This window comes from Rubrivivax gelatinosus (assembly GCF_016583785.1).
Lineage (GTDB): Bacteria > Pseudomonadota > Gammaproteobacteria > Burkholderiales > Burkholderiaceae_C > Rubrivivax > Rubrivivax gelatinosus_B.
The window spans coordinates 119,165-131,471 of sequence record NZ_NRRU01000001.1 but is presented as its reverse complement, the minus strand read 5'-3'; the positions used below and the strand labels follow the sequence as shown (position 1 = coordinate 131,471).

19 protein-coding genes are annotated in these 12,307 nt (G+C 69.4%); 16 read left to right on the top strand and 3 right to left on the bottom strand.

The window, feature by feature from the left end; all coding sequences use genetic code 11:
• Nucleotides 1–206: 206 nt before the first annotated feature.
• Both CKO43_RS00845 and CKO43_RS00840 read left to right on the top strand, forming a co-directional pair.
• Entirely contained in the window at nt 207–380 is a 174-nt protein-coding gene (locus CKO43_RS00845; RefSeq protein ID WP_200377536.1) for a type II toxin-antitoxin system HicA family toxin, read from the top strand.
• A gap of 159 nt (nt 381–539) precedes the next feature.
• Nucleotides 540–959, top strand: a complete 420-nt coding sequence (locus tag CKO43_RS00840) for a type II toxin-antitoxin system HicB family antitoxin (protein ID WP_200232485.1) — start codon at nt 540–542, stop codon at nt 957–959.
• 60 nt (nt 960–1,019) lie between these two features.
• Here the strand turns inward: CKO43_RS00840 and CKO43_RS00835 are convergent, their stop codons facing one another.
• The 3 genes from CKO43_RS00835 to CKO43_RS00825 all read right to left on the bottom strand — a co-directional run bounded on the left by CKO43_RS00835 (nt 1,020) and on the right by CKO43_RS00825 (nt 4,743).
• Nucleotides 1,020–1,808, bottom strand: a complete 789-nt coding sequence (locus CKO43_RS00835; RefSeq protein ID WP_200232419.1) for a DNA adenine methylase — start codon at nt 1,806–1,808, stop codon at nt 1,020–1,022.
• A gap of 128 nt (nt 1,809–1,936) precedes the next feature.
• Entirely contained in the window at nt 1,937–2,983 is a 1,047-nt protein-coding gene (locus CKO43_RS00830; RefSeq protein ID WP_200377535.1) for a phage portal protein, read from the bottom strand.
• The gene (locus CKO43_RS00825) at nt 2,983–4,743 is read right to left on the bottom strand and encodes a terminase ATPase subunit family protein (RefSeq protein WP_200377534.1); all 1,761 of its coding nucleotides are present in this window, start codon (nt 4,741–4,743) and stop codon (nt 2,983–2,985) included. Before CKO43_RS00825 ends, CKO43_RS00830 begins: the two co-directional genes overlap by 1 nt.
• Nucleotides 4,744–4,906: 163 nt before the next feature.
• Here CKO43_RS00825 and CKO43_RS00820 point away from each other — a divergent pair, with 163 nt between their 5' ends.
• The 14 genes from CKO43_RS00820 (at nt 4,907) to CKO43_RS00755 (ending at nt 12,304) form a co-directional block, all read left to right on the top strand.
• Entirely contained in the window at nt 4,907–5,752 is an 846-nt protein-coding gene (locus CKO43_RS00820; protein ID WP_200377533.1) for a GPO family capsid scaffolding protein, read from the top strand.
• A 45-nt stretch (nt 5,753–5,797) separates the two neighbouring features.
• A complete protein-coding gene (locus CKO43_RS00815) occupies nt 5,798–6,808 on the top strand; it encodes a phage major capsid protein, P2 family (RefSeq protein WP_200377532.1) in 1,011 nt (336 codons plus the stop codon).
• Between the two features lie 11 nt (nt 6,809–6,819).
• The gene (gene gpM / locus CKO43_RS00810; protein ID WP_200377531.1) at nt 6,820–7,527 is read left to right on the top strand and encodes a phage terminase small subunit; all 708 of its coding nucleotides are present in this window, start codon (nt 6,820–6,822) and stop codon (nt 7,525–7,527) included.
• A 94-nt stretch (nt 7,528–7,621) separates the two neighbouring features.
• On the top strand, nt 7,622–8,092 hold the full coding sequence (locus tag CKO43_RS00805; protein WP_200377530.1) for a head completion/stabilization protein: 471 nt from the start codon (nt 7,622–7,624) through the stop codon (nt 8,090–8,092).
• Nucleotides 8,092–8,298, top strand: coding sequence for a tail protein X (locus CKO43_RS00800; protein WP_200377529.1), 207 nt, complete (start codon nt 8,092–8,094; stop codon nt 8,296–8,298). The genes CKO43_RS00805 and CKO43_RS00800 overlap by 1 nt, the downstream gene beginning before the upstream one ends.
• A gap of 6 nt (nt 8,299–8,304) precedes the next feature.
• A complete protein-coding gene (locus CKO43_RS00795; protein WP_200377528.1) occupies nt 8,305–8,706 on the top strand; it encodes a hypothetical protein in 402 nt (133 codons plus the stop codon).
• A gap of 2 nt (nt 8,707–8,708) precedes the next feature.
• Nucleotides 8,709–9,008 (top strand): hypothetical protein, encoded by a 300-nt coding sequence (locus CKO43_RS00790; RefSeq protein ID WP_200377527.1) that lies wholly within the window; start codon nt 8,709–8,711, stop codon nt 9,006–9,008.
• Nucleotides 9,002–9,580 (top strand): lysozyme, encoded by a 579-nt coding sequence (locus CKO43_RS00785; protein ID WP_242481011.1) that lies wholly within the window; start codon nt 9,002–9,004, stop codon nt 9,578–9,580. Before CKO43_RS00790 ends, CKO43_RS00785 begins: the two co-directional genes overlap by 7 nt.
• Nucleotides 9,577–10,116, top strand: coding sequence for a hypothetical protein (locus CKO43_RS00780; protein ID WP_200377526.1), 540 nt, complete (start codon nt 9,577–9,579; stop codon nt 10,114–10,116). The genes CKO43_RS00785 and CKO43_RS00780 overlap by 4 nt, the downstream gene beginning before the upstream one ends.
• Nucleotides 10,116–10,607, top strand: coding sequence for a phage tail protein (locus tag CKO43_RS00775; RefSeq protein WP_200377525.1), 492 nt, complete (start codon nt 10,116–10,118; stop codon nt 10,605–10,607). Before CKO43_RS00780 ends, CKO43_RS00775 begins: the two co-directional genes overlap by 1 nt.
• Complete coding sequence (locus CKO43_RS00770) at nt 10,607–11,044, top strand: phage virion morphogenesis protein (protein WP_431191953.1); 438 nt, start codon at nt 10,607–10,609, stop codon at nt 11,042–11,044. Before CKO43_RS00775 ends, CKO43_RS00770 begins: the two co-directional genes overlap by 1 nt.
• A 58-nt stretch (nt 11,045–11,102) precedes the next feature.
• Nucleotides 11,103–11,555, top strand: a complete 453-nt coding sequence (locus CKO43_RS00765; protein ID WP_200377524.1) for a phage baseplate assembly protein V — start codon at nt 11,103–11,105, stop codon at nt 11,553–11,555.
• 4 nt (nt 11,556–11,559) lie between these two features.
• On the top strand, nt 11,560–12,030 hold the full coding sequence (locus CKO43_RS00760; RefSeq protein WP_200377523.1) for a hypothetical protein: 471 nt from the start codon (nt 11,560–11,562) through the stop codon (nt 12,028–12,030).
• A complete protein-coding gene (locus CKO43_RS00755) occupies nt 12,017–12,304 on the top strand; it encodes a PAAR domain-containing protein (RefSeq protein WP_200377522.1) in 288 nt (95 codons plus the stop codon). Before CKO43_RS00760 ends, CKO43_RS00755 begins: the two co-directional genes overlap by 14 nt.
• Nucleotides 12,305–12,307: the final 3 nt, after the last annotated feature.

Genomic DNA, 12,307 nt, shown 5'->3' with positions numbered 1-12,307 from the left:
GGCGGGGTCCCGAGCGCGCGCTGCGGGGTCTGACCGCCCCGCCGACCGCCGGATGCACCGCACTGGTGCATATAACCGGCACACGCGCCCTCGCGAGCCGCGCCCGACGTGCGCCAACTGGGGGGCGTCCCGCGTGTACGCAAAAGTGTTGACCAGGTCAACAGAAATGCTTACAATGGGCTCATACCAACTTCTGGAGGGCAAGAGTGAGGATCAGCGAGTTCAAGCGGTGGCTTGAATCGCAGGGGGTCAACGTCGAAGAGGGGAGCCGCCACTGGAAGCTCTACCGCAACGGAAAGCAGAGCACCCTGCCACGCCACCCAGGCCAAGAACTGAAAGACGGCACCCGCCGAGCAATCTTGAAGCAACTAGGCCTGTGATGAGGGAGCCCCGAACGGGGCTCCCAATCACAAACGCTGAGAACAACCCGAAGCTCAACAAAGTTATTAAAATAGCCAGACGATTTATCGTCAAAGCCAATACGTTAGAAATCAATAAAAATTATAAAAATCAAACCAAACCACTCTGAAGGAACACAAATGTCCAAGTACCCCGCGCATTTCGAGCCCGATCCTGCCGGAGGTTATGTGGTAACGTTCCGCGATATTCCAGAAGCCATCACGCAGGGTGAAACCCTGGAGGAGGCCCGCGAGGCCGCAGCCGATGCGTTGCTGACCGCCATGGACTTCTACTTCGAGGATCAACGCCCGGTACCCGCCCCTAGCCAGGCCCAAGACGGCGAGGAGCTGGTTGAGCTTCCACTGTCGGCGGTGGCCAAGGTGGCGCTGCTGAATGAGCTGTGCAAACAGCGCGTTCGCCCTACCGACTTGGCACACGCTATGGGCGTCCAGAAGCAGGAGGTCACCCGCATCCTGGACCTGGCGCACGTCACCAAGATCGACACCATCGGTCGCGCGTTGAAGGCCATCGGGAAAGAGCTCGAGCTGGTCGTGCATTGACCGGCGAGCAAACGAATAAGGGGCCCCGAGGGGCCCCTTTTGTATTGCGCCGTCGTGAAGTCAGAACAGCCCGGCGGGATCGCTGGCGCGATCCCAAGAGTAGATGATCAGTTCGCCGCGCGGCGCGCGGTTGGCGCCGCCGCCGACGGTGTAGTCGATGGTCAGCGTCTCCATATCGAAGCCGGCGAAGGCCCGGCGGATATCGGGGTGGTCGTTGAGGCTGACGATCGCCTTGCCCTTCAGCGTGCGCATCCGGGCCGCCAGGCGCTCGTACTGCTCCCAAGGGAAGGCGACGCCGTAGCCCTCGGTCTGCCAGTACGGCGGGTCAGCGTAGAAGAGCGTGTGCGGCCGGTCGTACCTGTCCATGCACTGCTCCCAGCTCTGGTGCTCGATGTACGCGCCAGCGAGCCGGAGGTGCGCTGCGCTGAGGGTCTCCTCGATCCGCAGCAGGTTGATGGGCGGGGCCGTCGTCGCCGTGCCCCAGGTCTGCCCGTCAACGCGGCCGCCGAAGGCCTGCTGCTGTAGGTAGAAGAAGCGCGCGGCGCGCTGGATGTCCGTCAACGTCTCGGGCGGGGTGCCCTTGGTCCATTCGAAGACCTGCCGGCTCGACAGCGCCCACTTGAACTGCCGAACGAACTCCTCGAGGTGGTTCTTCACCACGCGGTACAGGTTGACCAGGTCGCCGTTGACGTCGTTGATCACCTCGACGTCGGCCGGCGGGCGCATAAAGAAGAGCGCGGCGCCGCCGGCGAAGAGCTCGACGTAGCACGAGTGAGCGGGGAAACGGCCGAGCAGCGTGTCGGCCAGGCGGCGTTTGCCGCCGATCCAGGGAATGATGGGAAGGGCCACGAGTGTTATGGGTGGTTACACTGCCCGCGCCTCCGCGGAGGTGGCCGGGCCTTGGTCGACTCGCAGGCATGCGCTGCGTGGAGGCGGCCGGCGGGGGTGTTACAGCACCCTCGCCGGTCGCCCGGCATCTACCTGATGGGGTCGGAAGACCCCGCGCCTTCGGCGCCGCCGTCCTCGACGACGTAGGGCTCGAAGCGGATCACCTCCTCCCCAAGCCAGGCGTTCACGGAGCGCAGCCGCGTCTGCAGCGGCAGGATCTCGTTGCGCGCGAAGACCTTCGCGGCCGGCAGCACCGCGCCAAAGCCGCCGGTGTTGCCGGGCACGATGCCTAGCAGCTGCGGCGGGATGCGGTGCGCGGCGAGCATGTCGTCGCGGCTGACCGCCTTGATGTTCAGGAACTCGTCCTTCGCGGCCACCTCGCTGACGGGGATCAGCTGGATGCCGTCCTTCTTGCCGTTCGGCGAGTAGAGGAAGAGGTTGCGGAAGTTGCCCGGGCCCTTCGAGTCGCGCAGCGCCTGGCGGATCGCGTCGATGTCGCCCTGCTGCTGGGCCGGGTCGCTGATGTAGAGGATGAAGCCGGCGTGGCTGCCGTTGTTGTAGTACTTGCGCCGGAAGAGGGTTGCGCTCTCGTTGAGCCACGCCGACTGCAGCGCAGAGAGGTACTCGGGCAGCCCGTAGACCTCTTGGTGGATGTCGGCCTCGCGGATGTGATGGATGGTGCCGGGCTCGAACTCATGCTCGTCGCGCCAGCCGCGCACGAAGAAGTACTTCTCCAGGTCGCCGCCGCGGCGCACGTACTTGGCCAGGGCGTGCTGCAGGCGCACCATCCGGCCCGTGCGCGAGCCGCGACGCTCCAGGTAGCCATTGCCGAAGATCAGGTAGTCCAGCACCCAGGCCGAGAAGGTCTCGCGGTCCAGCAGCGGGTGCTCGATGTACGTCGACGCCAGGACGTTGCGCTTGAAATAGATGGCGCTGGAGTGGTGCACCGCGGCGCGGAAGCTCGTCGCGAGCCCTTCCCACGACACCGGCGGCTCGTACCAGCGGCCGTTCATCCAGCACTCGACGTAGTCGAGGATCTCGCGCCGGTCCATCACGGGCACGGGATCGCCGAAGGTGAAGGCCTCCAGGCGGGCGGCGTCGGGCGCCGGCGCGGCGCCAGCGGTAGGGGTGTCCATCAGCAGATCTCCATGATGCTGGTTCCCTCGGAGGTCGCGCCTTCGAGGGGTTCGTTGTCCATCGCGTGCATGCACGCCCAGGCGAGGTCGGCGTGCCCGGTTTCGTCGCTGCGGCCGGCGTCGTAGGTGACGGCGCGGCCGGAGGCCGTCAGCGTCTTGCGGATGGCCAGGAAGGCGTGGGCAAGGTCCACCCAGGACGCGTCAAACTCCAGCCGGGCCTTCGAGATCACCGACTTGGCCTTCAGCACGAGGCGGGTTTTGACCTCGACTGAGTAGTTGATCGCCTTGGCCTGCGGGAAGAACTTCGACACCAGCTGGTAGACGCCTTGGCCGATGCCGGTGGTGTCGATCCCGATGTGCGTCACTGCGTAGGTCTGGGTGATCTTGCGGATCGCCTCGGCCTGCGCCTCGAAGTCGAGCCCGCGAAACTGATGGCGCTCGAGCGCGCGGAACTTGCCGCCCGGCGTCGCCGGCGGAGCCAGCACCACCAGGCCGGCGGTGTCGCCGGTATGGCTGGGGTCGTAGCCGACCCAGACCTGACGCCAGCCGAAGGGGCGCAGCGTGAAAGGCTTGTAGTCGTCCCAGACCTCCCAGGCATCGACCATGCAGCGCTGCAGCTCGGCGAGCGGGAAGACGCTGTGCGAGTCGTCGATGAACTCGCACATCAGCAGGTTGGCGAACTCCTCGGGGTTGTATTCGAGGCGCAGCTCGTCGATGTCGAAGAGATTGCAGCCGCCGGCCGCCGCGTCGAGGATGGTGACGATGTTCCGCCAGACGCGGTCCTCTCCGGTGAAGCCGTCGGCGAGCCGGTCGTGCGACAGATCCAGGGCAATGCGATCGGCCTTTTCGCGGCGCTTGTTGAAGCGGTCGCCGCTCCAGTGCGCGTAGGCCTCGTGCTGGATGCTCGACGGCGTGGAGAAGTAGGTCTTCCGCCAGTGCTTGTGCATCGCCATGCCGCTGGCGACCTTGTTCAGCTCTTCGAAGCGGTGGGTCCAGAAGAACTCGTCGAAGTAGAAGTTCCCGTGGTAGCCCTGGGCGGTCTTCGCGTTGGTTCCCAGGAAGTACAGCGTGGCGCCGTTGGACAGGACGATCGGGTCGCCGGTGAGCTGCACACCGCAGGCCTCCTGGGCGAAGGCCACGATGTACTGCCGGAAGATGTGCGCCTGCGCCTTCGAGGCCGATAGGAAGATCTGGTTGCGGCCGGTCTCGATCGCGTCGGCCAGCGCCTCCCGGGCGAAGTACCAAGTCGCGCCGATCTGGCGCGACTTGAGGATCATCCGGGTGCGCTCGTGCCCGTTGCGGAACCACACCTTCTGGTAGCCGAACAGGCTGTCGCGGAAGGCGTCGAGCAGCTTCTCGTGCTGCTCCTCGTCGATGTGGTTGCGCTCCGGCCGCTTCTTCGGGCCCGCGTTGCGCCGCTCGATGTTGGGATTGAGGTCGGCCTCTTTGCCCGTCTGCTCGTAGCGGCGCACGCGCGCCAGGCGCTCGATCTGGCGCCCAAGGAGGTCGATCTCTTTGAAGTCGCCGCCGGTCTTCGCGTCCTTGCCGATCAGCTGCACCAGGCGGGCCTCGAGCGCGCCCTCAACGCGCTCGGTGGGTTGCGCCTTGTCCCACGCCTCGGCATCCTTCCAGGTCTGAACCGTGGTCCGCGCCTCGCCGAGGTACTCGGCGATCGACGAGATGCGCCAGCCTTGCCAGTAGAGGTGCCGCGCGGCGCGGCGGTTGCCGGCGCTGCGCTCTGCGGCCGGCACGGGCGGCATCTGTACAGGGGCTGCTGAAGTCACCGGACGAGGCTATCTGCGGGCCTCTCGCGCGCGACCACAGCCATGCGCGGCTGGCATCCAGCCGCACCCGCGCGCGTTGAATCTGTCGGCGGCGGCAATGAGCATCGTCGGTGTCCCTCACACCCCGACCAGGCACGACATGGCTCAGAAATCGAAGTGGTTCCGCGTGGCCACCGAAGGCGCGACGACCGACGGCCGCCGCATCGAACGCTCGTGGATCGAGCAGATGGCCGCCAACTTCGACCCGAAGAAGTACGGCGCGCGCGTCTGGCTCGAGCACATGCGCGGCCTCTACCCCGACAGCGTCTTCCGCGCCTACGGCGACGTCGCCGCCGTGAAGGCCGAGAAGGGCGAGGACGGCAAGCTGGCGCTGTTCGCGCAGATCGCGCCGCTGCCCGAGCTCGTCGAGATGACGAAGAAGGGCCAGAAGATCTACACCTCGATCGAGGTGAACCCGAAGTTCGCCGACACCGGCGAGGCCTACCTCACCGGCCTGGCCGTCACCGACAGCCCCGCCAGCCTGGGCACCGAAGTCCTCGCGTTCGCCGCTGCCAACCCCGCCGCGAACCCGTTCGCCAAGCGCAAGAGTTCGCCCGACGCGCTGTTCAGCGAGACCGTCGAGGTTGCACTGGAGTTCGAGGAAGTCACCGACGAAGAGACCGGCGTGACGCGCTTCGCCGCGCAGCTGCGCTCGCTCGTCGACCGCTTCAAGACGCGCGGCAAGACCGATGACGCCCGCTTCGGCGAGGTCGTCACCGCGCTCGGCGACATGTCCTCTGCCTTCGAGGAAGCGCTGGACCAGCAGGCCAAGACCTTCAGCGCCGCGACCGACCGCCTGGCCGCGCTGGAGGGCACGGTGACGAAGCTCAGCGCGGAGCTCAAGGCCGCCCAGGACCTGCTGGCCAAGGTCGACACGACCGAGAACCACTCGACGCAGCGCCCGCCGGCGACCGGCGGAGCCGGCCAGGTCGTCACCGACTGCTGATCCGCCGCCCGCGGCACCCCCTCACATTCCAGGAGCACCCACCCCATGCGCAACGAAACCCGCGCGGTCGTCAACGCCTACTTCTCCCAGCTCGCCAAGCTCTCCGGCGTCGACAGCGCCGAGAAGCAGTTCACCGTCGCCCCGAGCGTCCAGCAGACGCTGGAGACGAAGATCCAGGAATCCAGCGCGTTCCTCTCGCAGATCAACATCGTCGGCGTGCGCGAGCTGCAGGGCGAAAAGCTCGGCCTGGGCGTCAGCGGCCCGGCGGCCAGTCGTACCGACACGACGCAGAAGGACCGCGCACCGCGTGACATCTCGACGATGGACGCCGACGGCTACATCTGCCGGAAGACCGACTTCGACACCTTCCTCTCCTACGCGAAACTCGACGCCTGGGCCAAGTTCCCCGACTTCCAGCAGCGGGTGCGCGACGCGATCATCCAGCGCCAAGCGCTGGACCGCATGATCATCGGCTTCCACGGTGTCGCAGCAGCCAACGAGACCAACCTCTCGACGCACCCGCTGCTGCAGGACGTCAACATCGGCTGGCTGCAGAAGATCCGCGACGCGGCCGATCCGCGCGTGCTGGACAGCGGCAAGACCGCCGGCAAGGTCACCTTCGGCCCCGGCGCCGGCGCCGACTACAAGAACCTCGACGCCCTGGTCTACGACGCGGTGCAGTTGCTCGACCCCTGGTACCGCGAAGACCCGGGCCTGCGCGCGTTCGTCTCGCGCGACCTGATGCACGACAAGCTCTTCCCGCTGGTAAACGACTCGCAGGAAGCGACGGAGAAGGTGGCCGCCGACGTGCTCATCGGCGCCAAGCGGCTGGGTGGCCTGCAGCCGGTGCAGGTGCCCTACTTCCCCGAAGGCACGGTGCTGATCTCGACCTTCAAGAACCTGTCCATCTACTGGCAGGAAGGTGGCCGCCGCCGCACGGTGGTCGACAACGCCAAGCGCGACCGGATCGAGAACTACGAGTCCAGCAACGACGCCTACGTCGTCGAGGACTACGGTCTGGTCGGCCTGGTCGAGAAGATCGAGCAGCTCGCCTGACGGGGAATCGCATGGCCAAGAGCCCGGTCATGCTCGCCCGCGAGCGCAAGCTCGCGGAGCGGGCGGCGGCGACTACGCCGCATGGCGCCACCGTCACCGGCAGCGCCTACGAGCTGATGCTGGCGCAGCTGGTGGAGCACAAACGCGCGCTGAAGGACATCCAGAGCGTCGAGCGCAAGATCGAAGCGAAGCGCAGCTTCCTGCCGGTCTACGACGCCTGGGTGACCGCCGCGCTGGAGCACGGCCGCGGCGCGCAGGACCTGGTGCTGATGACGGTGCTCGTGTGGTACCTGGACGTGGGCGACTTCGCCCGCGGCCTGGCCGTCGCCGAGTACGCCATCCGCCACGGCCTCACGCTGCCCGACCAGTACGACCGCAAGCTGCCGACGCTGCTGCTGGACGAAGTTGCCGGCGCTGCGCTGGCCGGGAAGATCCCGGCGGAGACCGCCCTGCAGGTGCTGCAGCAGGTCGAGGCGCTGACCGCAGAGCACGACGCGCCCGACCAGGCGCGCGCGAAGCTGCAGAAGGCGATCGGCTACGCGCTGATCGGCCGGCTGTGGGCCAGCGACGTCGACATCGCGGCGCTGCCGGCGGAAGTCGCCCAGGCTGCCCTGCCACCCCTGCGCCGCGCGCTCGAGCTGTTCGAGGGCGTTGGCGTGAAGAAGGACATCGAGCGCCTCGAACGCCGGCTGAAGACCGCCGGCGGCGACGGCGCGTGATACCGATCGGCCCCGCGCCCCGGGGGCTCGGGCTGAGTCCAGGGCGGCGCAAGCAGCCGAGGACGTTGACGCCCGATCACCCCCGACCTACACCATGAGCTTCCTCGGCAGCACCATCCCCCCCACGGCTGAAGAAGAGCCGCCGCTGGCCAACGACGGCTTCGCGCCCGCGATCGACCTGCAGGCGGTGCGCGCGGCGATCCGCCTGGATGGCACCGTGACGCCGCCGCGCCTGCGCCATGCCGTCACGGCCGCCGTGCTGGAGGTCAACGCCGCGATCGCCGACTGGCGATCCACACAGCGGGCGGCCGGCTACGACACACTCGCCGAGGTCCCCTGCCCTCGGCTGGGCGAGCAGAGCGCTGCGGTCCTGGCCTACCTGCGCGCCGTGTACGCCTCGGCGCATGCGGGCCTCGTGGAGGCCTACCGGGACTTCGACACGACCGGCGCCGGCGACAAGCGCGCCGAGAAGCTCGAGCTCAGCGCCGACGCGCTGCGCCGCGACAGCCAGTGGGCGATCGCGGATCTCGTCGGCCGCCGGCGCACGACGGTGGAGCTGATCTGATGAAGGTCCGCGCGCTCCAGGGCGACACCGTCGATGCGCTGTGCTGGCGGCACCTCGGCCGCACGCAGGGCGTCGTCGAAGCGACGCTCGAACTGAACAAGGGCCTGGCCGCGAGCAGCGTGCTCGCCGCCGGGCAGTTGGTCGAGCTGGCCGAGCCGGCGGCCAGCACCACCACCACCCGCTCGACCGTCCAGCTCTGGGAGTGACCCGACATGCCTCCGGAAACCGTCCCGAACACCGCCAGCCTGACGGCTGGCTCCCTCGCCGCGATCGCTGCCGGCATGCCCTCGGGCCTCACCATCGCCGCCGCCATCGTCGGCGGCCTCATCGCGGTCTGGATGGAGCAGAGCGACGAGATCTCGATCAGCCTGCGCTGGGTCGGCGGCGCCGCCCTGCGCGTCATCGTCTCGGCCGCCGCCGGCATCGCGCTCGCCGCGATCGCGCTGGCGATCGCCGCGCATCCGGAGAGCGTGCTGGCGCCGATCGCCGGCGCGCCAGAGTGGGCCCTGGCCGGCGTGATCGCCGCCAGCGTCCGGAAGTTCGCGCCCCTGGCCTGGTCGGCCGCCACCGCCTGGCTGCAGCGCAAGACCACCCGGGCGGCCTCGGAGGAGTGACCATGGACCTGCTGTTCGGCCTCACTTGCATCCTCGTCGCCGGCGTCGTCATGACGCTGGCCCTCGTGATCCTCGGTACCTCGGCCCGCCGCGAGCTGTCGCTGCGCACCGCCGCGGCGGCCGCGCTCGCGCTGAGCGGCGTCGGCCTGCTGGTGCTAGGCATCGACGGCGCCCAGGCCGGCGCCGAGCGCTGGCTGGCGCTGCTGCTGCCGCTGGCGGCCGCGCTGTGGAGTGCCCACGCCTGGCGCCACCGTAAGCGCGGCGCCACTCGCCGGCCGCTGACGGCTCGCCGCTCATGGTGAGCGCGATCAGGAAGCTGCCCACGCTGCGCGAGATGCCGGCGGACGGCCTGGAGCTGGTCAAGTCGTTCGAAGGCTGCACCGACGGCGACCCGAGCACGGTGAAACTCGACCCCTACCTCGACCCGGTCGGGATCTGGACCATCGGCTGGGGGCACGCGATCGCCGACGGCGCCGGGCGCTGGCTGCGCGGGCCAGCGGCGGCCGCCCAGGCGCGCGCGCTGTACCTGGGCGGCATCACGAAGGCCCAGGCCGAGACTCTGCTGCGGGCCGACCTGCTCGACGCAAGCCGCGACGTGCAGCGCCTGGTGACGGTGCCGCTGTCCGACGGCCAGTTCGGCGCCCTGGTCAGCTTCGCCTTCAACCTCGGTGCGCAGGCTCTGGCCAGATCCACGCTGCTCGCGCGGCTCAACGCTGGCGACGCCGCCGGCGCGGCGGACCAGTTCCTCGTCTGGGACAAAGCCCGCGTCGACGGCGTCCTGCAGCCGCTGCCCGGGCTGACGCGCCGGCGCCGCGCCGAGCGCGCGATGTTCCGCGGCGAGGACTGGCGCGCCGTAGCCAGGGGCCCGCGATGAATCGTCTCACCATCGTCGCCATCGCGGCGCTTGCAACGCTCTCCAGCGGCCTCATTGCCTGGGGCCTCGGGTCGGCATCCGGGGCGGCCGACGCACGCATCGCCTGCTCCGCCGCGGAGGACCGGACCACCGCCACCCACGCCGAGGCCGCAGCGTCGGCAGCCACCGGCGTGCTCTACACCGAGCGCGACGTGCGCCAGCAGCTCGACGACCTGGCCGCCGCACTTCGAAAGGACTTCGACCGTGAAAGATCTTCTCGCGCTGCTGTTGCTGCTGCTGTGCGTGCTGGTGCTGTGCGCCTGTCAATCCCCGTCGCCGCCGCTGCGCCTGGTGGAGCCGCCTGCAGTGCAGCTGCCGCCGCTTCCGCCGGAGATCGCCACGAAGCGCGAGCCGACATTGCGCCAGAGGCTGGACTCGCTCTTGCAGCCATCGCCGACGAAGGCGACGACGCAATCCGGCAGCTCAACACCTGCATCGACGCCTACAACGGCGCCCGGGCCCGGCTCGCGGGCGAGCAGCTGACCGAGGCGCGCTGATGTACAAGCCGGCCAGCCTGCGCGATCACCTGACGTCGGCGCTGCCGGACCTGCGGCGCGACCCCGACAAGCTGGCGATCAGCATCCAGAAGGGCACGGTGCAGGCGACGGCCGCGGCCGGCCTGTCGAACCTGCTGCAGTACACGCTGCGCCTGCTCTTCCTGGACTACGCCGGGCACGTCGACGCGATCGTGGTGCCGCTGCTGGCTTGGCTGCGCCGGCACCAGCCCGAGCTGCTGGACAACCCGGACTTGCGCGCTCGCGCGGTGCGCTTCGAGGTCGACTTCCTGAACGCGAAGACGGTCGACCTGCAGATCGAGCTGGACCTGTCCGAGCGCGTCATCGTCACCGATTCCGCGGAGAAGCCCGGCCGCCTTGAAGCGCGCCACCCGGTTGAGCCCGCCCTGCTCGACGACCGCCCGATGGCCGAGCACTGGGAGCTGTACCTGCGCGACCAGCTACTCGCGGCCTGGGACCTGCCAGCCAGCTGATGGACAGCCTCCGCGCGCTCGAGGACTGGGCGGAGCCGCTGCTGCGCCAGCTGAGCCAGGCCGAGCAGCGCAAGCTGGCGCGCACCGTGGCGCGCGAGCTGCGCCGCAGCCAGGCGGGACGCATCGGCCAGCAGCGAAACCCCGACGGCTCGCTATACGAGCCGCGGCTGGACCGCCGACGGCTGCGCGAGCGCATGTTCCCGCGCTTGCGCACCGCCTCTCGTTTGCGCATGCTGGTTGACCCCGAGGGGGCCGCGGTCGGTTTCACCGGACGCACGGCGCGCATCGCCCGCGTTCACCAGCTCGGCCTGCGCGACCAGGTCCAGCCCGGCGGCCCGACCCACCTCTACGCGCGCCGCGAGCTGCTCGGCTTCACGCCCGCCGACGTCGAGCTCGTCCGCGACCTGCTCCTGCGGCACCTGACCGCGCGCGGCTGACGGCCAGCCGCACCTCGCGCGCGCGACTTGCGCGCGCCCGGCCGGCACCATCGGCCGGATGGAATCGGAGCTGTCCCGCCGCCTCGCAAACGTCATCCGCGCCGGCGTCGTCGACCAGGTCGACGGCGCTGCTGCGCGCGTGCGTGTGCGCAGCGGAGAGCTGCTCACAGACTGGCTGCCCTGGCTGGTGCAGCGCGCCGGCGACGTCGTCACCTGGTGTGCGCCGTCGGTGGGCGAGCAGTGCCTGCTGCTGTCGCCCGGCGGCGACCTCGCCGCGGCCGTCGTGCTGGCCGGCATCTACAGCACCGCGGTCCCGGCCCCCGAGCAGGACGTCCAGGTCGCGCTCGTGCGCTTCCCCGACGGCACGGTGCTGCGGCACGACTTCGCCGCGCGCGAGCTGCTCATCGATGTCGCCGCTGGCGGCAGCCTGACGCTGCGCTGCGGCCCCTCCAGCCTCGTCCTCGACTCAGACGGCGCGCGCATCACGGCGCCGCGCATCGACCTGAACTGAGCGCATGGCCGTCACCCTCACCCCCGCGACCGACCTGCCGCTGATCCTGGCCCAGGAGAACGAGGTCGGCCAGGTCGCCACCGTAACGGCTGCGAGCGACCTCCCGGAGGACCCCGTCACCGAGGTGACCTGGAGCGTGCCCGAGCCGCTGCCGCCGCAGTGCAGCGTCGTCGTCGCCGTCCCGTCGCTGACGCTGACGATCCCGCATTTCGCCGGCCTTTTCCCGATCCGCGAGATCCGCTTCCTGCGCGCTGGCGAGATCGCCTCGTGCACGCGCTGGATCGACCTGCCGGCCGACGCCGACGAGGTCGTCGCGTACCGGCCGGACACGCGCTCGATGCGCGACTTCGTGTTCCGCGTCGCGGCAAAGACGCGGGCCGGGCTGACGGCCGCCGCCGACTACGTCATCCGCGTCTACGCCAACTACAGCCTGGGCCGCGACACCCTGCAGGAGGCGATCGATGCCCGCCGTTAGCCGCCTGGGCGACACCTGCACCGGGCACGGCTGCTTCCCCCCGCGCGCCAGCACGGGCGGCAGCGGCAGCGTCTTCATCAACGCCAAACCGGCGCACCGACATGGCGACGGCTGGGCCGTGCACAGCTGCGGCGACTCGCACCACGCCTCGCAGCTCGCCGGCGGCAGTGCCACCGTCCGCGCCAACGGCCTGCCGCTCGCGCGCATCGGCGACCTGGTCGCATGCGGCTCGGCGGTCGCCGTCGGCAGCGACAGCGTCTTCGCGGGGGGCTGATGC

Excerpts from the sequence above, each read along its gene's own strand:
- gpM (WP_200377531.1), top strand. The coding sequence starts at position 6,820 with ATGGCCAAGAGCCCGGTCATGCTCGCCCGCGAGCGCAAGCTCGCGGAG.
- CKO43_RS00755 (WP_200377522.1), top strand. The coding sequence starts at position 12,017 with ATGCCCGCCGTTAGCCGCCTGGGCGACACCTGCACCGGGCACGGCTGC.
- CKO43_RS00830 (WP_200377535.1), bottom strand. The coding sequence starts at position 2,983 with ATGGACACCCCTACCGCTGGCGCCGCGCCGGCGCCCGACGCCGCCCGC.
- CKO43_RS00775 (WP_200377525.1), top strand. The coding sequence starts at position 10,116 with ATGTACAAGCCGGCCAGCCTGCGCGATCACCTGACGTCGGCGCTGCCG.
- CKO43_RS00765 (WP_200377524.1), top strand. The coding sequence starts at position 11,103 with ATGGAATCGGAGCTGTCCCGCCGCCTCGCAAACGTCATCCGCGCCGGC.
- CKO43_RS00770 (WP_431191953.1), top strand. The coding sequence starts at position 10,607 with ATGGACAGCCTCCGCGCGCTCGAGGACTGGGCGGAGCCGCTGCTGCGC.
- CKO43_RS00795 (WP_200377528.1), top strand. The coding sequence starts at position 8,305 with ATGCCTCCGGAAACCGTCCCGAACACCGCCAGCCTGACGGCTGGCTCC.
- CKO43_RS00805 (WP_200377530.1), top strand. The coding sequence starts at position 7,622 with ATGAGCTTCCTCGGCAGCACCATCCCCCCCACGGCTGAAGAAGAGCCG.
- CKO43_RS00800 (WP_200377529.1), top strand. The coding sequence starts at position 8,092 with ATGAAGGTCCGCGCGCTCCAGGGCGACACCGTCGATGCGCTGTGCTGG.
- CKO43_RS00815 (WP_200377532.1), top strand. The coding sequence starts at position 5,798 with ATGCGCAACGAAACCCGCGCGGTCGTCAACGCCTACTTCTCCCAGCTC.
- CKO43_RS00760 (WP_200377523.1), top strand. The coding sequence starts at position 11,560 with ATGGCCGTCACCCTCACCCCCGCGACCGACCTGCCGCTGATCCTGGCC.
- CKO43_RS00820 (WP_200377533.1), top strand. The coding sequence starts at position 4,907 with ATGGCTCAGAAATCGAAGTGGTTCCGCGTGGCCACCGAAGGCGCGACG.
- CKO43_RS00785 (WP_242481011.1), top strand. The coding sequence starts at position 9,002 with ATGGTGAGCGCGATCAGGAAGCTGCCCACGCTGCGCGAGATGCCGGCG.
- CKO43_RS00790 (WP_200377527.1), top strand. The coding sequence starts at position 8,709 with ATGGACCTGCTGTTCGGCCTCACTTGCATCCTCGTCGCCGGCGTCGTC.
- CKO43_RS00780 (WP_200377526.1), top strand. The coding sequence starts at position 9,577 with ATGAATCGTCTCACCATCGTCGCCATCGCGGCGCTTGCAACGCTCTCC.
- CKO43_RS00840 (WP_200232485.1), top strand. The coding sequence starts at position 540 with ATGTCCAAGTACCCCGCGCATTTCGAGCCCGATCCTGCCGGAGGTTAT.
- CKO43_RS00825 (WP_200377534.1), bottom strand. The coding sequence starts at position 4,743 with ATGCCGCCCGTGCCGGCCGCAGAGCGCAGCGCCGGCAACCGCCGCGCC.